This window comes from Sandarakinorhabdus limnophila DSM 17366, assembly GCF_945882885.1.
GTDB classification, from domain to species: domain Bacteria; phylum Pseudomonadota; class Alphaproteobacteria; order Sphingomonadales; family Sphingomonadaceae; genus Sandarakinorhabdus; species Sandarakinorhabdus limnophila_A.
In genome coordinates this window covers 23,399-41,836 of sequence record NZ_CAMCWT010000011.1, presented here as the reverse complement: position 1 = coordinate 41,836, position 18,438 = coordinate 23,399, and the positions used below count along the sequence as shown (strand labels likewise).

The window sequence follows — 18,438 nt, the reverse complement described above, 5'->3', positions numbered from 1 at the left end:
AACGTGAACGAACGCGCGACCAGTTGCTTGTTTCGGCGCAATCCCTGTTGATGGAAGCGGGCACGGCCGCGCTCGGCCTTCGTCAGATCACCACACATGCCGGCATGGTGCATGCCAGTTTCTATAACTATTATCCCCAAAACTGTTGATTGGGCAGCAGCGTGGCAGCCTGTGTTGTGCCCGTCAATCACTCCCACCAGGGCACGCCGGGCGGCAGATCGGCGCTGGCCTTGCCGGGGAAGGATGGGCTGCGCTTTTCGAGGAAGGCGGCCACGCCCTCCTTCACATCCGGCCCGCGACCGAGCGCGATGTTCCAGGCCGCATCCACCGCCAGCGCGTCCACCGGCCCGGCGGTGTTGCCCAGCCGCCACAGCATGGCGCGGGCCAGCGCAATGGCAACCGGTGCGGTGCCGTCGCTGAATTCGGCAGCGATGGCGCGGGCGCGGGGCAGCAGCTGGTCGGGCACCACCACCTCGCTCACCAACCCGCCGGCCAGCGCCTCGGCGGCGTCGAAGACGCGGCCTGAAAGGCACCAGCGCAGCGCTTGGGGCAGGCCAACGAGGCGCGGCAGAAACCAGGCGCTGCCGGCCTCTGGCACCAGGCCGCGCCGGGCGAACACAAAACCGATGCGCGCGCCTTCCGCCGCGATGCGCACATCGCATGGCAGGGTGAGCGTGATGCCGACGCCCACCGCCGGGCCGTTGATGGCGGCGATGATCGGCTTCTTCGATTCGAACAGGGCGTGGATGAAACTGTCGTGCTTGCCGCGGCGTTCTTCGCCGAAATTACCGGCGCCCTCACCCGCCATGTCGAAACTTTCCGCACCCGCCGACACGTCTGCTCCAGCACAGAAGGCCCGCCCGGCACCGGTGATGATGATGGCGCGGATGGTGTCGTCCTCGCTCGCCGACCGCACCGCCCGGGCCAACGCCCGGCCCATCGCATCGGTATAGGCGTTGAGTTTTTCCGGCCGGTCGAGCGTGATGATCATCACCCCGGCTTCGTTGCTGACAGTCAGCCCATCTTGCGCCATCATCGCCTCCCTTGCCTGGCCATGCTGCGCCGGAGACTTGGGAGCAGCAACGACTGCTTTGGGGAGGAAACATGCTGCGCTTGCGCCAGATTGCGATGATTGCGCCAGATCTGGCGCCGGTGGAGGAAGTGGTTGGTCAGATGCTGGCTGCCGAAGTTTGCTACCGCGATCCCGGTGTGGGCAAATATGGCCTGCACAATGCGCTGTGGTCGCTGGGCGGCACATTTCTGGAGGCGCTTGCGCCCTTGCAGGAAAACACCACCGCTGGCCGCTACATGGTCCGGCGTGGCGGCGCGACGGGTTACATGGTGATTCTCGACATCGATGACCTTGCCCCCGTGCGCGACCGGCTAGCCGCACGAGGCACGCGCATCGTGGAGGATCTCACCGTCGGCGACGCCGCTTTGCACGCCACCGCACTGCACCTGCACCCGCGTGACACCGGCGGCTGCCTGCTCTCCATCGATCATCACGGGCCAGACGGCGGCATGATGGGCAGTTACATGTGGGCCGGCAGCGCCTGGCACGCCCAAGCCAACGCCAGCCTTGCCATCAGCGGCGCGATGATGACCTGCGATGACCCGACCGCCACCGCGTCGCGCTGGAGCCATATTCTTGACCGGCCTGCCGTGCCGCATGGCGCTGGCTGGCGTGTCACCCTGGACAATGCTGCGCTGGATTTCATGCCAAACAATGGTCCGGCCGGCGAAGGGCTAGCGGCGATCCGCCTTACCGGCCTCAACGCCCCGGCCCGCAGTTGCGGCCTCGATTTTCTTCCGGAGACCAACCAATGAGCTACGAAACCGGCACCGAAGACCTGCTGGCCAGCGTCGTTGACGGCGTACTTACACTCACCTTAAACCGCCCGGCGGCGCGCAATGCGCTGTCGCGCGCCATGCTCGACGGGCTGGCGCGACTGCTAGGCGAGGCGGAGGCTGATCCGGCCATCGGCGCGATTGTGATCACCGGTGCCGGAGGCGCGTTCTGCGCCGGCGGCGACGTGAAGGGCATGGCGGCGCGCAATGAAAGCGGCGAGCCTGAACCCATCGATGTCGCCATCGCCCGCCAGCGCCGCAACCAGCGCGAAACCGCCGGGCGCCTGCATGCCATGCCGAAACCCACCATTGCCGCCATCCCCGGCGCGGCGGCCGGCGCTGGTCTCAGCATGGCGCTGGCCTGCGATCTGCGCGTGATGGCCGACACGGCCTTCATGACGACCGCCTTCGCCAAGGTCGGCTTTTCCGGCGATTATGGCGGCACCTATTTCCTCACCCAATTGGTGGGCGCGGCCAAGGCGCGGGAGATGTATTTCCTCTCCGACCGGGTCGATGCTGCCGAGGCGCTGCGACTGGGGCTGGTCAACCGCGTGGTGCCGGCCGACGCCCTGCTCACCGAAGCCCAGGCGCTGGCCACGCGATTGGCCGCCGGCCCGCGCGTGGCCTATCGCTACATGAAGGAGAATCTCAACCGCGCCTTCTCCGGCGGCGACATGGATGATTGCCTGGACCTGGAGGCCACCCACCATGTCCATTGCGGGCTGACAGAAGATCACAGGGACGCGGCGAAGGCCTTCGTGGAAAAACGCGCGCCGGTGTTTAAGGGGCGTTAGGCCAACATCCCCAGCTTGCGGGCAAAGTCCGCCACCATTTGCGCATGCCGCTCCGGCGCTTCCTCATGCGCAAGGTGGCCTAGGCCGGGCAGGCCGTGATGCTCGGCGCTGGTGCCGTGATGGGCAAGGCGCTGCGCGACGATGTGGCTTGTGGAAGGCGGCACGGTCTTGTCGCGCTCGCCGTGCAGCAGCAGCACCGGGCATTTGATATGAGCGATGCTGCGCTCGATCGTGTCCAGATCCCAGTGCGCCATCAACGACAGCGCACCGCCGGTGTGGCCGGGATTGCGGAACAGGCGTTCGTAATAGGCCACCTGCTCGCGGCTGGAGTGCGAGCCGGTCCAGCGCTTGAGCAGATCAGGCATCGACTGAAAGCGGGTGGTGAACGAGAAGATCGACGGCATGAACGGGTTGACGAACAGCGCCTTGGCCAGACTGGGATAGGCCTTGCCCATACCCTCAAACGGCAGCAGCGCTCCACCCAGCGAGACGATGGCTTGCGGCTGCAGATGGCCGCCCGCCGCCAGCATGAACGCAATTGCCGCTCCTACGCTATGGCCCAGGATCAGCGCCGGTTGCATACCCAATTCGGCCAGCAACACGCCCAGCGCCTTGGCAACATTGTCCGGATCCGGCGAATAGAGCTTCTGGGTAAAACCGTGACCGGGCAGATCCGGAATGACCAATCGGAAATGCGGCGCCAACAGCGGCGCCAGGCCGGCGAAACTGTGCGTGGTCGCCCCGGTACCGTGGATCAGCAGCAGGACCGGTGCATCCTCTGGCCCGGTGATCTGCACGTGATATTTCACACCGCTGGCGGTGACGAACTGGCTCCATTCCTTATTCGGCACATGACGGCCATCAATATCCCAACGCATCAGACCGCCCCACCACTCGCGGCCTTCACCGCCGCTACCACTGACTTGGCATCAACCCGCGGCAGTGTCACCAGCCGGGCCCCCATCGCATTTGCCAGTTCCGTTCCCTGCGGGCGCGGACGCGGGCTGCAATCAATAAAAACGCACGCGATCCCGCTGGCGCGATAGGCGCGTGCCGAAGCCAGCGCCGCGTCCTGCGGGCTTTGGCCGGCGTTGCCGCCAACATTGGCCCTGCCATCGGTAAGCACCACGACCAGCGGCGTGCGGCCCCTGCCCTTCTCGGCTTCGGCCACCTTGCGGGCGAGATCGAGCCCGGCGGCAATCGGCGTCCCGCCGCCACCGGCCAGCCCGGCCAGTTCCTTCTTGGCGCGCGGCAGGCTGCGGGTGGGCGGCAGCGCCAATGCGGCTTCCGTGCCGCGGAAGGCGACCAGCGCCACTTCAGCGCGTTTCACATAGGCTTCGGCAAGCAACAGTTCGACCGCGCCCTTGGCCTCAGCCAGGCGCGCGAACGCCGCCGAGCCACTGGCATCAACGGCAAAAATGGTGGTCGATTGCGTCTGCGCGATGAAGCGACGGATGCGCAAATCGTCAGTGCGAATGGCGAGGCGGCCGTCTTCGCGGACGGGGCGGATCTTCTGCCAAGGGGCAGCGGTCTTGATGGTTTCAATCAGCGCCAGCCGCGCGCCGCGGCCCGGCATTCCTGGCCGCACGCCAGCCGGGCGCCCGCTCGTGATGCTTTTCTGCTTGGCGCCGGATGAACCGCTGGCCTTGGGTGCCTTGCCCATGGTGCCCGCAGCCAGCGCATCGAGCAGGCCCGGCGGCAGCGCGGTTTGTGCCGCATCCAGGATCATGTCGGTCGGATCAAATGGCGGCGGTTCCGGCTGCTCCTGATCGTCGCCCTGGTTGTCGTCGCTGGGCGGCGGTGGAGGCGGCGGCTCTTCCGGCGGCGGCTGGTCGTCGGGCTGTTCTTCGGGAGGTGGCGGTTCCTCTTCAGGTGGCGGTGGCAGGCGGGTGGCGCGCGGCCCAAGGACCAGCGCGGCGGCAGCGGCCATGTCCGCCTCACGCAGCTGCTCGATATCATCTGGCCGGTCATCGGCACGGGCATGGGCGCGGGCAACACGCACCGCCATGATCGGCGCGCGCACCGACGCGATGCCCAGCGCGGCCGCCGCCACGGCCAGAGCGGTTTCTGGGTCCTTGGCGATCGCGCCGGGCTCGGCCAGCATTTCCAGCGGTGGTGGCGGCGCTTCACCGGCGATCAGGGACGCCATGTCCAGCCGCACGCTGTTCAGATCGATATGAATGGCCAGTCGGTCAGCCAGGCCCTGCGGAATCCGTTCCCGATCCGCATCTTCGGGATCGCCTTCGTCGAACAGCACCAGCGGCGGCGCGCCATCGTCGATCGCCGTGGCCAGCCGCGCCGCCAGCGCCGGATTGAGTCGCTCCGCCATCGGCACCACCAACGCCTTGCCTTGGGCATCAGCCAATATGCCGGCGCGGTGCACGGGTTTGCCGCTGGCCAATGTCGCCGTCAGGTCCAGCCCGCCATCCATGGCTTCGGCATCGGCGCTGGCCGGCAAGCGGCGGGTGGGGACGACTAGATTCAGTGCATCGGCCCAGGCATCGCGTACCGGGCCGGGGCGGGCGCGCAGCAGGATGCCTCCAACTGCATTGCCGGCCGCCACCAACACGTCGATCGCCGCCAGCGCCAGCGCCCAGCGTTCTCCCGACGTGTCACTCTCCCCTTCAGGGGTCATGCCGGGATAAGTTCCGCGATGGCGCGGGTGATGCGGGCGGTGGAGCCGGTGTCATCCAGCACATTGCGGCGCAGGCGGTGGCGCAGTGCCATCGTCGCCACTTCAGCCAGATGATGGGGCTTCACATGCTTTTTGCCGGCCAATGCCGCCTGCGCGCGGGCGGCACGCAGCAGGGTCAGTTCCCCGCGCAGGCCATCAGCACCCACCGCCGAGCAGAGCTGTGCACCCAAGCCCAGCATTTCGTCTTCCACCTGCACCTTGGGCAGCAGCTTGCGGGCCTTGGCGATGGCTTCCAGCGTGTCCTGCTCACTGTCTTCAAACTCGGCCACAAAGCTGACTGGATCGCGGTCGAAGCGGTCGCAACGCTTCACGATCTCGATGCGGTCGCCAATGTCGGTCGGGGTGCGCACATCGACGCTGAGGCCGAACCGGTCGAGCAACTGCGGGCGCAGTTCACCTTCTTCCGGGTTGCCGCTGCCCACAAGGATGAAACGCGCCGGGTGACGGATCGAAAGCCCCTCGCGTTCGACGACGTTGGTACCCGACACGGCAACATCGAGCAGAAGATCGACAAGATGGTCTTCAAGCAGGTTGATTTCGTCGATATAGAGAAAACCGCGATTGGCCTTGGCCAGCAGGCCGGGTTCAAAGCGCTTTTCGCCCGTGGCCAATGCACGTTCGAGATCGAGGCTGCCGACAACGCGATCTTCCGTGGCGCCCAGCGGCAGATCAACGAAGGGCACGGCGCTTTCCTCGACGTGCTTGCCGGCGCGTTCTCGGCAGCCTTCGATGCAGGGGCTGCGATCATCGGGGGCACATTTGTAGCGGCAGCCGGGCACGACCTTCATTGGCGGCAACAGGCCGGCCAGCGCGCGCACGGCGGTGGATTTGCCGGTGCCGCGATCGCCGAACACCATCACGCCGCCCAGCCGCGGTTCCACGGCGGCGAGCAGCAGCGCCTGCTTCATCTCGGCCTGGCCAACAATGGCGGTGAACGGAAACGGAGTGCGCGCGGGCGTTGCCATGGCTGTTGCCTTAAGCGGCGGGCCGCCTTGCTGCAAGCCGGTCGGCGATGTGTCGCGCCTGACAGTACTCCCGGCCAGCTTTACAACTCGTTACTATTGAGTTAAATTTTCTGCAGTGTTGAGCCGGGGGTATGTAGCATAAGTAAGATTTTGGGTTTGGCCGTGAGTGCCACACTGCTGGCGGCATCGCCGGCGCTGGCGATCACCAATCTGGTGAGCAACGGCAGTTTCGAGAACGGTCTCGCCAGCTGGACAATCGGTGGCAGCGACGGCCAGAATTTCCCGCCAGTCGCCATTTTCTACAATAGCGCATCGGCCTATCCGATTGGTGCCTTCGGCGAGTCGGTCCCGCCCGACAACAGCGTGTCGAACAGCCCGGATGCCGTTGGCCAGCGCGCCGCCTATTTCGTCACCGATCTGGCGCGTGCGCAGTCGCTGTCGCAAACCATCTTCCTGACGCCGGGCCGCTATGAGTTCGGCTTCTCGGCCTTCGCGCCGCAGAATGGCTACAACAACGCCGGCGATGCCCGCTTCCAGGCCACGATCCTGGGCACCACGGTCGCCAATTATCTGGTGTCGACTGGCCCGGTGCGCACATGGCAGGCCTTCACCGGCCAGACCACGATCCAGACCGCCGGCCTATACACGGTGAACTTCCAGTTCGACACCAACCTCAATCCGTCGAAAGACATCGTGATCGACCGCGTTTATGTGGGCTCGGTGCCGGAACCGGAGAGTTGGGCGATGTTGCTCGCCGGCTTTGGCCTGATTGGCCTGATGCGCCGCCGCTCGAACAGCGCCACGGTGGTTTCCGCCTGAACCTTCACGTCTTGGGCCGATAAAAGAGAACCCCGCAGCGCCAAACGGCCTGCGGGGTTTCTGCTTTTCGGGACACGCGAATCCAAGGCTCAGCCGAATGGCGCGTCAATACTGCGCGGCGGCGTGCTGAACCACTGCGGCCCAGCATCGGTCATGTGGAAGCAATCCTCCAGCCGGATGCCGAACCGACCGGGCAGATAGAGGCCCGGCTCGTTGGAGAAGCACATGCCCGGTGCCAGCGGCGTTGCCTCGTTGTGCACCAAGTTTACCGGTTCATGCCCGTCCATGCCGATGCCATGTCCGGTGCGGTGCGACAGGCCAGGCAACTGGTAGCGCGGCCCGAAGCCTTTCGATTCATAGAAGGCGCGCGCGGCGTCGTCCACGGCTCCGGCCGGCGTGCCCAATTGAGCGGCAGCGAGCGCACGTTGCTGGCCTTCCGCCACGATATCCCACACCCGTCGCACGTCGTCGGGCACACGGCCGAACACGAAGCTGCGCGAGATGTCAGAGGCATAGCCGCCGACGCTGCAGCCGCAATCGATCAGCACCACCTCTCCCTCGCGCACGGCCTGCGGCTTCGCCGAGCCGTGCGGATAGGCCGACGCCTCGCGCAGCAGCACCAGACCGTCGCTCGCCTTGCCGCCCAGCGCCGCAGTTGCGGCATCGATCAAGGCTGCGATGTCACCCGGGGTCATGCCGGCGCGGATGCGCTGCCATGCCCAACGCTGGGCGGCCAACGTCACGTCACTGGCCGCCTGCATCAATGCGATTTCGGTCGCGGTCTTCACCATGCGGCAGGCGCGCACCACCGGGTTGGCCGACGCGATCCGCGCCTGCGGCACACGCCGCGCAAGGCCATCACTGATAAAGAAGCGCACCGTCTCCTCGATGCCGATGGCGGAAGTGGCGCCGCCGGCCTGGCGCAACGCTTCGGCGACGAGTGCCAGAGGGTCCTCGTCCTCCTGCCACACGCGCACGTCGGCCGGAACGCCCAGACTCTGACGGATCGAGGGCTCTTCGAAAAAGGGCGTAACGATCACCGGCTGGCCGCTGGCCGGGATGATGGCCGCTGTCACCCGCTCGCTGCGCCTCCACTTGATGCCGGTGAAATAGTCCAGGCTCGATCCCGGCTCGACGACGATCGCCGCCATGCCCGCCTTGGCCATCAACGCCTGCGCCCGGGCGATGCGAGCGGCGCGTTCGGCCGCGTCGATCGGCTTGAGGCCGCTTGTGATTGGCGTGAGCCCGCTGGTGTCGACGGCGGCAGCGCGCAAAGGTCCCGGCAAGGCAGCCAACCCGGCAAGACCAAGGGCGGCAGCAGCGAAGCGGCGGCGGTTCGGGCGAAGATCGATCATCACCCAAGCCTCGCAGCTTGAGTCATAAAAGCAAGAGGGGGCGCCGCCAGGCCGGCGACGCCCCCACGTTTCAGAAATCCTGACGGATCAGAAATCCTTGCGGAGCGTCACGAAAAACTGGCGCGGCGCGGCCGGCAGCAGCGTCTGGTTGTCGCCAGAGAAGCCGAAGCCGTTGGAACCGATGGTGGCGACATAACGGCGATCAAACAAGTTGGTGACCGTGCCTTCGATCGCCAGATTATTCAGCCAGCGATTGTCGCTGGTGAAGCGATAACCGAGCTTGCCATCGACCACGACGCGGCCGGAGACTTCGCGATCGTTGGAGAAGGTGAAGAACCGGCCCGACATGGCGTTGGCATTGGCGCGACCGTAGAATGCGCCATCGTCATAGGCCAGTTCGAGGTTGGCGATGCTGCGCGGGCTGTCGACCACCGTCTTACCGCGAATTGCTTGCACCACGGCGCCGGCGGCATTGCGAACGTCATCGCGGTAAGTGTTTTCATTGTAGGCATAGCTGGCGGTGACGGTGAACGCCTTCACCGGCTGCCATTGCAGGCCAATTTCCACACCCAGTGAGCGCACATCGCCGACGTTGGACAGCAAGGACGCATTGCCGACAATGCCCGGACCCTGCGGGATGGAGAGCAGCCGGTTGGAGAAATTGACCAGGTAAGCGGCGATCACGCCGTTCACCTTGCCTTCGCCAAAGCGGAAGCCGCCTTCGAAGGTGTTGGTCTTCTCCGGGCGCAACTGGCTGGAGATCACACCAAAGCCGGCGGCCGAGGTGGCAAACGGACCGGTGGTCGCCGCCGCGGTGAAGGCGCGCTGGTTCTGGGTGAAGCTGGCGAACAGTTCGTTGCCGCCGCCCAATTTGTAGAGCAGGCCGACCTGCGGAAGGAACAGATCCTCTGCCTTGATGCGGCCCAGCGCCAGCGGGCCTGGCACCGGATTAATCGCTTCGGCGCGCAGTTTCACGCTCTGGCCCTTGAAGCCGGCGGTGACGATGAAATCCTCGGTCACTTCCCACTGATCTTGAACCGCGAACTGGAAGGTGCGGGTGTTGTAATCGTTATTCCACTGCGTGAAGAACGGGTTCGATTGATAGGTCAGGGCGCTGGTCAGCGGCACGGTCTGGCTGGTGCCCATGTCGTAGAAGCGGCGGGCCTGTTCGAAATCGTTGTTTTCGTACCAGACATTCAGGCGCAGCGTGTTGCTGCCGAACTCGGCCGTCAGATCGCCAATCACGCCGATGCGCGCGATTTCATATTCGGTGGTGCGGAAGCTGAGCGGCAGGCCGCCCGGGCTGGCGCGATACGGCGTGATCCACGAACCCTGGCCCTTGTTGCTGTGGTAATAGGCCTGGATGCCGCCCTTCACCTTGTCGGTGAAATCATGTTCGACGCGGCCACCGGCCAGCCAATCGCGGCGCAGGCCGGCAGCATCATAATAGGTATCATCGACAAAGCGGATCGGCGCCGGATAGGTTGTGCCGAAACTGTTGGGCGCGACCACCACGCCGGTGTCGCCGCGGTTGGCACCGACAAAGGCGATGCGCACGGCGGTCGGCCAATCATTGGCGATATTGTCAAAGAACGGACCGAGACGACCCAGCATTTCCTGATTGAAATCCTGGTAATCGCTTTCCTTGCGGTCGCTAAAGTTCAGGAAGGCGCTGAAGCGGGTCGAGGCGGTCGCATCGGTGGCGATCTTGGCGTTGATCTGGGTCGAGCGCTGCGGACCAAAGCCCTTCCACTTGTCGGCACTGATGTGCGCGCCGCTGATGTAGGCCGACACACCGCCGAGATCACCGGTGTCGAGCGTGCCGTAAACGCGGAACGTATTGCTGTCGCCATAGGTGGCGTTGCCGGCAATGCCGAGTTCCTGCTGGGGCGCGCGGCTGAAGAATTCGATGGTGCCGCCCAGGTTGGAGGTGGAGGCGGTGCCGAGCGCGCCGGCGCCTTGGCTGACGCGGGTGGTGCCGATATTGTCGGCGATGATGGCGCGGCTGATATGAAGGCCGTTGGTGTTGCCATAGCTCATGTCGCCCAGCGGCACGCCATCCAGCGTGAAACCAAGCTGGTTCTGGTTGAAACCGCGCAGCGTGATGCGGGTCGACCATTCATAGACACCGAACGGATCAGCCGACTGGAAATTGACGCCCGGCAGCTTCTGGATGGCGACAAAGGGGCTGCCGCCCGGAACGGTCAGCTTGATATCATCGGCCTTGATCTCGGTGACCTGACGCACCTCACCCTTACCGTACACGACGATCTCGGCATCTTCGACCACGGCATCAGCACCAGCGGCCTCAGCAGCCTCGGCTGCAGCGGTGACAATGACGGGTTGGGCAAACACCGGCCCGGCAAAGGCGGCGCTGGCAAGAAGGGCGAAGCGGTGGAGAGAAAGGCGCATATTTGGGTTCCCCGGTTGTTGATTGCAGGGCAGCCCGTGACAGGTGAATGTTGCGTCGCGATGCCAATTGGGTGACGGCACGGCTGCAGTCAGATGGCAGATTGGTGACGTGTCCGCCAGGCAACAGGGCGAAAGCCATGCCTGAAAGCAAAGGGCCCGGCAGTTTGGCTGCCGAGCCCTTGGCATCTTTGCGGACTGCGGCGCCTCAGGCGGCTGCTTCAACCCGGTGCAGGGCGCACTGGCCCCAGATATCAGAAAGCGCCTTCACCAGCTGCTCGATGTCGTCATCACTATGCACAGGGCTGGGCGTGATGCGCAGACGTTCCGTGCCAACGGGGACGGTCGGATAATTGATCGGCTGCACATAGATGCCGTGATTTTCCATCAGCCAGTCGCTGATCATCTTGGCCTTCTTGGCGTCGCCCACCATCACCGGGATGATGTGGCTGGGATTGTCGAGCTGCGGAATGCCGGTGGCACGCAAGGCGGCGCGCACCTTGGCCACGCGCTCCTGCTGACGCTTGCGTTCGAACGGGCTTTCCTTGAGATGCTTGACCGAAGCCAGCGCACCGGCGGCAATCGACGGGGGCAGCGCCGTGGTGAAGATGAAACCGGAGGCGAAGCTGCGCACGAAATCGCACAGCGCCTTGGACGCTGCGATATAGCCACCAACGACACCATAGGCCTTAGCCAGCGTGCCTTCGATCACGGTCAGTTCGTCCATCAGGCCTTCGCGTTCGGCAACGCCGCCGCCGCGCGGGCCATACATGCCAACGGCATGGACTTCGTCGATATAGGTCATGGCGCCATGCTTCTTGGCCACGTCGCAGATGTCCTTGATGGGCGCGATGTCGCCATCCATCGAATAGACACTTTCAAACGCCACCAGCTTGGGCACTTCCGGACCATACTGGCTCAGCAGCCGGTCCAGATCTTCCGCGTCATTGTGCTTGAACACATGGCATCTGGCGCGGCTGTGGCGGATGCCTTCGATCATGGAGGCATGGTTAAGCGCGTCGGAGAAGACAACGCAGCCGGGGATCTTGGAGGCCAGCGTGGACAGCGCAGCCCAGTTCGAGACATAGCCCGAAGTGAACAGCAGCGCATCTTCCTTGCCGTGCAGATCCGCCAATTCCAGTTCGAGCTGGCGGTGCACGTGCATCGTGCCGGAGATGTTGCGGGTGCCGCCAGCGCCGGCGCCCGACCGGTCCAGTTCTTCATGCATAGCGGCAAGCACATCCGGGTGCTGGCCCATGCCGAGATAATCGTTTGAGCACCACACCGTCACATCCTGGGTGCGGCCGTCCTCCAGATAGCGGGTGGCATGCGGGTAATCACCCTGGTGCCGCTGCAATTCGGCAAACACGCGGTAATTGCCGCGTTCTTTCAAGCCGTCCAGCGCCGCCTGGAAGTGAGCTTCAAAGTCCATTCATCTTCTCCCGGCGCCGTTCATTGCACGGCGTTTTGTCGCACCGCAAGCGGATTCGTGTCGGTTTGAGCCGACATTGTGACAGGTTCGTTAGTCGATTTCTGCAGGCGCTGTCTCGCCTGTTCGGGCATCGCCCAGCGGAAGATTGCCGTGTCCTGCCACGGCACCACCAGGAACCCATGTTCAAGGAAGGCTAGCGCCACTAGGGCAAAGGCCAGCGCATAGCCAGTAGCAATACCGCCGCGGCTGCTGAGCGCCAGATCAGCCAACCACGCCGCCAGCACAGCAATGCCCGACACCGACAGGATGAAGAACCAGCGCGGCGGCGCGATGCGGAAATAGCTGGCCAGATAGCGCATGTGATCCGGCATCATTTCGGTCGACAGATGGGGCACACCGGCGAAAATATTGAACTTGGCCGAAAGGCGCATGACGAACAGCAGCAGGAAGGTGAGCGTCGCAGTCTGGTTCGGCTTGCCCCAAGTGGCCGCCGCCATCACCAGCAGACACACGAACATCGCAACTTCATGATAGATCAGGGTGCTGGCCGCCAGCCGGAAGCGCCGCCAGCCGCGCGCATCGGGCGGGCAGGGATTGCGGTTAGGTCCAGTGACAAAGCCCATCAGGAACGACAATTCGTGCCAGCCCCACAACACCAGCGCACAGGCGAAGGCGACATAGGCCGCCCAGGCGCTGGTCTCCTCGGCCGTGGCAATGATGCCGCCCATGGCAAAGCCCGACGCGACCGAAGCCAGCGTTATGCTTACCGGCCAGGTGTGGCTGGGCAGCTTATCCAGCCACAGCACGAAGCCGGTGGCCACGAACCACAGCACGGTCGCAAACAGCAGAGGCAGTGCAAACTCGGTCACAACCCGCCCGCGCTTACCAGACCGGCGCCATGCGCACGTTGGGGGTGACCGCCATCTTGTCCACCGGGTGCAGATAGAGGCGGGCGAAGGTGGCAGCTGCCTTCAGCGACAGGCCGACGCGCTTGATGCTGCCCATCAGGCCGCCCTGCGCAACGGCGGCGTCAATAGCGTCGCTGGTCTCGCGCATGGATTCCAGCAGGGCGCGATAGGTCGGTGCATCGCTCTGCACGCCGATCGGGAAAACCTGGCGGGTGATGTCGGTGGTGATACGAAAGACCTTGAAGCCGAAGTCTGTCGGATTGATGCCAAAGGCGTTGTACAGCGCCGGTCGCTTGTGATCGCGGACATACATGGTGGCATAGACCGCGTTCAGGAAGAAGCGGATCCACAGCACGTTGAGACCAGAGGTGAGCTTGGGATCGGACCGCATCAGCAGCGCGAAGGCCTCACCGTGGCGATACTCGTCGTTGCACCATTCCTGGAACCACTTGAAGATCGGGTGGAAGCGCTTTTCCGGATGGGCCTCCAAGTGGCGGTGGATAGTGATGTAGCGGGCGTAGCCAATCTTTTCCGACAGATAGGTGGCGTAGAAGATGAACTTCGGCCGGAAATAGGTATATTTCTTGGTCTTGGTCAGGAACCCGAGATCGATGCCGATACCGGCGTCCTTCAGGCTGTCGTTGATGAAACCCGCGTGGCGGCTTTCGTCACGAGCCATCAGCTTGAACAGCGCCTTGGCATCCGGGTTCTTCATGCGCTTAGTGATCTCGGCGTACAGGATGCAGCCGGAAAATTCCGACGTCATTGACGAGACCAGGAAATCAATGAACTCCGGCTTCAGTTCCGGGTCCATTGCGGCGATCACGCCATCAAATTCCGGCGTGCGCTTGAAATGCTTCTTGTTGGGATCGGCGTTCATCTCGTCGATCAGGCTGTCCCACTCGGCGCGCACACCGGATACGTCGATCTTGTCCATCGCGTCATAATCGGTGGTGTAGAAGCGCGGGCTCAGCACGGTTTCCTGGCGCGCAATCGCCAGCGCATCGTCCTTGGTGATTTCACCGCCGGCCTTGATGGGGGTGATTGCGTTCATCACGACTTCTCCGAGCTGAAGGTGATTTCGTAGAGTTCGGTCAATTCCAACTGGGCCTTCATCCTGGTCCACAGCCGGCCAAAGGGGGTGGCTTTCCACACCGTTACCGGGCGGCGCAGGGTGAGGCGCTCACCAAACGGCAGCTTCACCGCGGCACCGTGCACCTTCACCTGATCACCCGGGCCCAGTTCGATATCACCATCCAGTTCGACATGCGCGTGGAGGTTGTCGAACGTGTGCTCGATCTCGATCGTGCACTGGGTATCAAGACGATCGCGGGTGAACAGGCCCATCAGGCACCTCCCGCCAGAAACGGCATCGACGATTGCACCGGCGCTTTCGGAATGATCGGCTGATCCGGCACGCCGCTGCCACCAGGCTGATAGGGGACAAGCAATTGCGCGAAGGCGGCGCGGTTGGTGCTGCCAAAACTTCCCAGTTCAAGGATCCGCCCGGTGGAGGTGTCGGTTAGCGTCAGGGCGCCATCGGCCCATTGCGCCACTGTCACCGATCCGGCGCGATCAACCTGCTTCAGGCGGCGTTCGCGCATCATGCCGCGCATGACGCCGCGGATGAAACCGGTGTTGCTGCCCGGCGGGAAGATGAACACCAATCTGCCGGCCGCCACGTCGGTTACCAGCAACGCGCCATCAGCGCGGTCTTCGAAACGGAACTCGCGGGCCACCTGCACCGCCACTTGCCGCCGTTCCCGCGATTGCGGCGCGGTTTCTGGGGCCGGCAGCACACCCAGCCGGATGCAGCCCACCGTAACGATCGAAATGGCAATCAAGGCACCGGCGGCATAGAGCGCCGATTTGGGGAAGCGTTCGTTGGTGAATTCACCACTCATGCTGCTGCCCCTACCATGGCGGGGGCCGGCACAGCATCCGTGTTTGCCGCAACGCGGTCCGGATCGGCCTTGGCCAGCGCATCGGCGAGCTGCGGCACGAAGTTTTCCGGGACGGATCGCAACATCGGCTGCGGCGAACCGAATTTCCAAGGCCGCACGTGCGGCCACATCTGCAGATAGGCCAACGGGAACCGCACCGTGGGCGTGAGCGAGACATCCACCATGCCGGTGCCGGCCGGCTTGACATCGGCTTTGCCGACCAGTGACAGCGGCACGTTCACGCATTTCGGCAGCGCCACGCCAAAGCGGAGCACCACGCGCTTGTTGGTGAGCGTGTAGATGGTGGATTTCGCCTGCGCCCTTGCCAGCACCGCCAGCACGCCCAGGCCAAGCAAGGCAACTGCCAAGGTGGTGGCCGCGCCCACCACACCGGTGCCGCCGGCCACGAAGGCCAGGCTGGCAACAATCACGAACCAGACGGCAACGAGGCGCGTGTGGAAAACGCCACGCGCCACACCGCGCCAATCAGGCGTGCCCTGCCACAGGATCGTTTCCCCTGGCGGCAGCCGCCCGGGCAGACCCGGGATTGGCTCGTTCTCATATTCCATCGACACGAAAAAAAGCTCCGTCTTTCCGCTCCAGTGCCGGCCCAGCCCCCCCAGCCTTACCGCTGGTTCTGCCGGGAACCGGATCAGATCAGCGGTTCGGCCCGATCGGGGGTCGCCCACAGATAGCCAGCGCCATAATAGGCTTGGATCTTTTCTTCTTCGAGCAGGGTAACCTGATCGGCCGACTTGGTGCGCGGCACGCCGGCAATCTGCTGGCCAGTGATGGCATCGGTCACGACACCGCCGCGCGACACGCGGCCCATGGTGATCGGCATCAGCACAGTGCCGGCGCCGCCAGCCAGATCCACTTCCAGATAGCGCAGGCAGGATTCGGCGCGGTCCATCCACAGTTCCTTGACCGTGCCGGCCTTGCCGGAATCGAGGCCATAAACCGGCAGGCCACGCGGATCGACGTCGTTGGCGTGCACGTCGACCGGGTGCTTGATCATGCGCAGCGGCACGATGCGCGGCTCGCCATGCATGTCGAGATCGGGGCGATCGGCGCGCTGGGCGATCGAGGCCGGGCCAAGACCGGAGGTGAGCTTGTCCCCGGTTACATCGAGCGGCTCACCCGGCCAAACCCGCGGCAGCACATTGCTCGGCAATTCGTCGCGATCGTTGGCTGTCGGCGTGGTCACAACACCCAGGCCGTGCGGCAGCGTAAAGCTTTTCGGCGGCTTGAAGAACAGCGGTTCGGTGCCGCCATGGGCTGCGCCGGTCAGATCATCCTCGACCGGATAGCCTTCGCGGCGGTCTTCGCCGCGCAGATACCAAACGAGCCCAAGGAAAAACAGGAAGAAGGCGAAAAAGGTGAGCTCTGCGATATCCAGGCCCCCAACCAGATGCACATTCGTCATGCGAGGCGTCTCCCCTCAAAGATGCTGTTCGTCACGAGATGCCCCATCTGCGGCGAACTGGCGCGAAACAAGAAAACCGAACCCCGCCGCGCCTGCGGGTTGGAAAATGACTCCCGAAAGAGGGTCATAGCATGCCGGCCACGGCCGTGGGTAGAGCAGAAGCTAACAGCAATGAAATGATTTGCCGTTGTCCAGGCAGGAAGTTTCGCCCTGCTCTTGCCTAGGTAGTTCATCCCAGCAGCACCTCCTGGGCGTGGCTGGTGTAAAAACCCCGGCTGATGCGCTGATCGCGGCCCAGCTTGGCCTGCGGCACACTTCGCGAAAGCCGGGCCTTCAACAGATCATGGGCCACCGGGATGATACTGGGCGAGCGGTCGCTCTTGGGAAAGAACTGGCCGATGGCCCGCGCCGTGCGCAGCAGCGGCGTGCCGGGCGCGAAGGTGAACAACATCGAATGGCGGGTGCGTTCAGCCAGCTTGGCCGTGGCAGCGGCGATCTGATCGCTTTCATAATGGATCAGCACGTCCATCGAGACGATGTGATCAAAATCGCCAAAGCCGGCGTCGAGCATGTCGCCGGCGTGCAACGAAATCTTGCCCTTCACATCTTCGGGCAGCCGCTCCTTGCCGATTTCGATCAGCTGAGGCGAAACGTCGATGCCCACCACGTCCCCACCCCTTCTTGCAACCTCGATGGCCAGCATGCCGGTGCCGCAGCCAGCATCAAGGATACGGCGACCGCTCAAGTCCTGCGGCAGCCAGCTCAGCAGCGTGTCACGCATTTCCTGCCGGCCGGCCCGCACCGTGGCCCGGATTCTCGACACCGGCGCATCGCTGGTCATCGCCGCCCAGGCATCCAGCGCCGTGCGGTCGAAATAGGTTTCCAGCCTGGCGCGCTTGGCGTCCCATCCGGCAGCCTGCTTCGGCGTGTGGGCGTTCATTCAAACCCCAGGAAGTCAAAGATTTCGCGATCCTTCATCGGCACGGCCTTGCACGGCTCCACGCCGGCCCAGAGCAGCGCAGCAAGGCGCTTGTATTCATTCTGCACGGCCAGGATTTCCGGCGACTCGTCCATTTCGAAGATGGTGCATTTTTTCAGCCGGCTGCGGCGGATGGCATCCAGATCGGGGAATTGCGCCAGCCGATCAATCCCGGTGGCTGCGCTGAACCGGTCGATCTCGTCGGTGTTGGCCGAACGATTGGCGATGCAGCCAGCCAGCCGCACTTCATAATTCTTCGATTTGGCCTGGATGGCGGCCATGATGCGGTTCATCGCGAAGATGCTGTCGAAATCATTGGCGGTCACCACAATGGCGCGTTCGGCGTGTTGCAAAGGCGCTGCAAAGCCGCCGCACACCACGTCGCCCAGCACGTCGAAGATCACCACATCGGTGTCTTCCAGCAGATGGTGCTGCTTCAACAATTTCACCGTCTGGCCAACAACATAACCGCCGCAGCCGGTGCCGGCCGGCGGCCCGCCGGCTTCGACGCACATCACGCCGTTGAAGCCTTCGAACATATAATCCTCCGGCCGCAGTTCCTCGTGGTGGAACTCATGCTGTTCCAGCACGTCGATCACCGTCGGCATCAGTTTTTTGGTCAGCGTGAAGGTGCTGTCATGCTTGGGATCGCAGCCGATCTGCAGCACGCGCTGGCCGAGCAGCGAGAAGGCCGCCGACAGGTTGGACGAGGTGGTGGACTTGCCGATGCCGCCCTTGCCATAAACGGCGAAAACCTTGGCGCCCTCGATCTTCTGGCTCGGATCAAGCGCGACCTGCACGCTGCCTTCGCCGTCGCCGGGGCCCAGTTTGCGGGTCTTGTCGATGATGAGCGTCATTGCGCTTC

The 18,438-nt window shown here is 64.1% G+C and carries 18 protein-coding genes; 3 read left to right on the top strand and 15 right to left on the bottom strand.

What is annotated here, in order from left to right; translation table 11 throughout:
* Nucleotides 1-187 precede the first annotated feature (187 nt).
* Nucleotides 188-1,036: an enoyl-CoA hydratase-related protein gene (locus Q7O19_RS04030; protein ID WP_303808803.1), complete on the bottom strand. Its 849-nt coding sequence runs from the start codon at nucleotides 1,034-1,036 to the stop codon at nucleotides 188-190.
* A 68-nt stretch (nucleotides 1,037-1,104) separates the two neighbouring features.
* On the opposite strand from Q7O19_RS04030, the gene Q7O19_RS04025 reads away from it, so the two are divergent.
* Entirely contained in the window at nucleotides 1,105-1,827 is a 723-nt protein-coding gene (locus Q7O19_RS04025; protein ID WP_303784472.1) for a VOC family protein, read from the top strand.
* Nucleotides 1,824-2,642, top strand: a complete 819-nt coding sequence (locus tag Q7O19_RS04020) for an enoyl-CoA hydratase (RefSeq protein WP_303808801.1) — start codon at nucleotides 1,824-1,826, stop codon at nucleotides 2,640-2,642. Before Q7O19_RS04025 ends, Q7O19_RS04020 begins: the two co-directional genes overlap by 4 nt.
* Here Q7O19_RS04020 and bchO read toward each other — a convergent pair.
* Genes bchO through bchI form a run of 3 tightly spaced genes read right to left on the bottom strand, consistent with a single transcriptional unit; the run spans nucleotide 2,639 to nucleotide 6,302 of the window.
* The gene (gene bchO, locus Q7O19_RS04015; RefSeq protein ID WP_303808799.1) at nucleotides 2,639-3,520 is read right to left on the bottom strand and encodes an alpha/beta fold hydrolase BchO; all 882 of its coding nucleotides are present in this window, start codon (nucleotides 3,518-3,520) and stop codon (nucleotides 2,639-2,641) included. The two genes, Q7O19_RS04020 and bchO, sit on opposite strands and share 4 nt — an antisense overlap.
* Nucleotides 3,520-5,277 (bottom strand): magnesium chelatase subunit D, encoded by a 1,758-nt coding sequence (locus Q7O19_RS04010; RefSeq protein ID WP_303808798.1) that lies wholly within the window; start codon nucleotides 5,275-5,277, stop codon nucleotides 3,520-3,522. The genes bchO and Q7O19_RS04010 overlap by 1 nt, the downstream gene beginning before the upstream one ends.
* On the bottom strand, nucleotides 5,274-6,302 hold the full coding sequence (bchI, locus tag Q7O19_RS04005; protein ID WP_303808796.1) for a magnesium chelatase ATPase subunit I: 1,029 nt from the start codon (nucleotides 6,300-6,302) through the stop codon (nucleotides 5,274-5,276). Before bchI ends, Q7O19_RS04010 begins: the two co-directional genes overlap by 4 nt.
* Nucleotides 6,303-6,464: 162 nt before the next feature.
* Here bchI and Q7O19_RS04000 point away from each other — a divergent pair, with 162 nt between their 5' ends.
* Nucleotides 6,465-7,121 (top strand): PEPxxWA-CTERM sorting domain-containing protein, encoded by a 657-nt coding sequence (locus Q7O19_RS04000; protein WP_303808794.1) that lies wholly within the window; start codon nucleotides 6,465-6,467, stop codon nucleotides 7,119-7,121.
* Between the two features lie 89 nt (nucleotides 7,122-7,210).
* On the opposite strand, the gene Q7O19_RS03995 is transcribed toward Q7O19_RS04000, so the two are convergent.
* The 11 genes from Q7O19_RS03995 to bchL all read right to left on the bottom strand — a co-directional run bounded on the left by Q7O19_RS03995 (nucleotide 7,211) and on the right by bchL (nucleotide 18,430).
* Nucleotides 7,211-8,476, bottom strand: coding sequence for a Xaa-Pro peptidase family protein (locus Q7O19_RS03995; protein WP_303808792.1), 1,266 nt, complete (start codon nucleotides 8,474-8,476; stop codon nucleotides 7,211-7,213).
* Nucleotides 8,477-8,563: 87 nt separating this feature from the next.
* A complete protein-coding gene (locus Q7O19_RS03990) occupies nucleotides 8,564-10,888 on the bottom strand; it encodes a TonB-dependent receptor (RefSeq protein ID WP_303808790.1) in 2,325 nt (774 codons plus the stop codon).
* Nucleotides 10,889-11,093: 205 nt separating this feature from the next.
* Nucleotides 11,094-12,317: a 5-aminolevulinate synthase gene (hemA, locus tag Q7O19_RS03985; protein WP_303808788.1), complete on the bottom strand. Its 1,224-nt coding sequence runs from the start codon at nucleotides 12,315-12,317 to the stop codon at nucleotides 11,094-11,096.
* 20 nt (nucleotides 12,318-12,337) lie between these two features.
* The gene (gene puhE, locus Q7O19_RS03980; protein WP_303780665.1) at nucleotides 12,338-13,186 is read right to left on the bottom strand and encodes a putative photosynthetic complex assembly protein PuhE; all 849 of its coding nucleotides are present in this window, start codon (nucleotides 13,184-13,186) and stop codon (nucleotides 12,338-12,340) included.
* Between the two features lie 13 nt (nucleotides 13,187-13,199).
* Nucleotides 13,200-14,279: a magnesium-protoporphyrin IX monomethyl ester (oxidative) cyclase gene (gene acsF, locus Q7O19_RS03975; RefSeq protein WP_303783637.1), complete on the bottom strand. Its 1,080-nt coding sequence runs from the start codon at nucleotides 14,277-14,279 to the stop codon at nucleotides 13,200-13,202.
* Nucleotides 14,279-14,572: a hypothetical protein gene (locus tag Q7O19_RS03970; protein ID WP_022680693.1), complete on the bottom strand. Its 294-nt coding sequence runs from the start codon at nucleotides 14,570-14,572 to the stop codon at nucleotides 14,279-14,281. Before Q7O19_RS03970 ends, acsF begins: the two co-directional genes overlap by 1 nt.
* Complete coding sequence (gene puhC, locus Q7O19_RS03965; RefSeq protein ID WP_303808786.1) at nucleotides 14,572-15,129, bottom strand: photosynthetic complex assembly protein PuhC; 558 nt, start codon at nucleotides 15,127-15,129, stop codon at nucleotides 14,572-14,574. The genes Q7O19_RS03970 and puhC overlap by 1 nt, the downstream gene beginning before the upstream one ends.
* Complete coding sequence (gene puhB, locus Q7O19_RS03960) at nucleotides 15,126-15,737, bottom strand: photosynthetic complex putative assembly protein PuhB (RefSeq protein ID WP_022680695.1); 612 nt, start codon at nucleotides 15,735-15,737, stop codon at nucleotides 15,126-15,128. Before puhB ends, puhC begins: the two co-directional genes overlap by 4 nt.
* Nucleotides 15,738-15,820: 83 nt before the next feature.
* Nucleotides 15,821-16,594, bottom strand: coding sequence for a photosynthetic reaction center subunit H (puhA, locus tag Q7O19_RS03955; protein ID WP_303808784.1), 774 nt, complete (start codon nucleotides 16,592-16,594; stop codon nucleotides 15,821-15,823).
* A 229-nt stretch (nucleotides 16,595-16,823) separates the two neighbouring features.
* Complete coding sequence (gene bchM, locus Q7O19_RS03950; RefSeq protein ID WP_303783641.1) at nucleotides 16,824-17,534, bottom strand: magnesium protoporphyrin IX methyltransferase; 711 nt, start codon at nucleotides 17,532-17,534, stop codon at nucleotides 16,824-16,826.
* Nucleotides 17,531-18,430: a ferredoxin:protochlorophyllide reductase (ATP-dependent) iron-sulfur ATP-binding protein gene (bchL, locus tag Q7O19_RS03945; RefSeq protein WP_022680698.1), complete on the bottom strand. Its 900-nt coding sequence runs from the start codon at nucleotides 18,428-18,430 to the stop codon at nucleotides 17,531-17,533. The genes bchM and bchL overlap by 4 nt, the downstream gene beginning before the upstream one ends.
* Nucleotides 18,431-18,438: the final 8 nt, after the last annotated feature.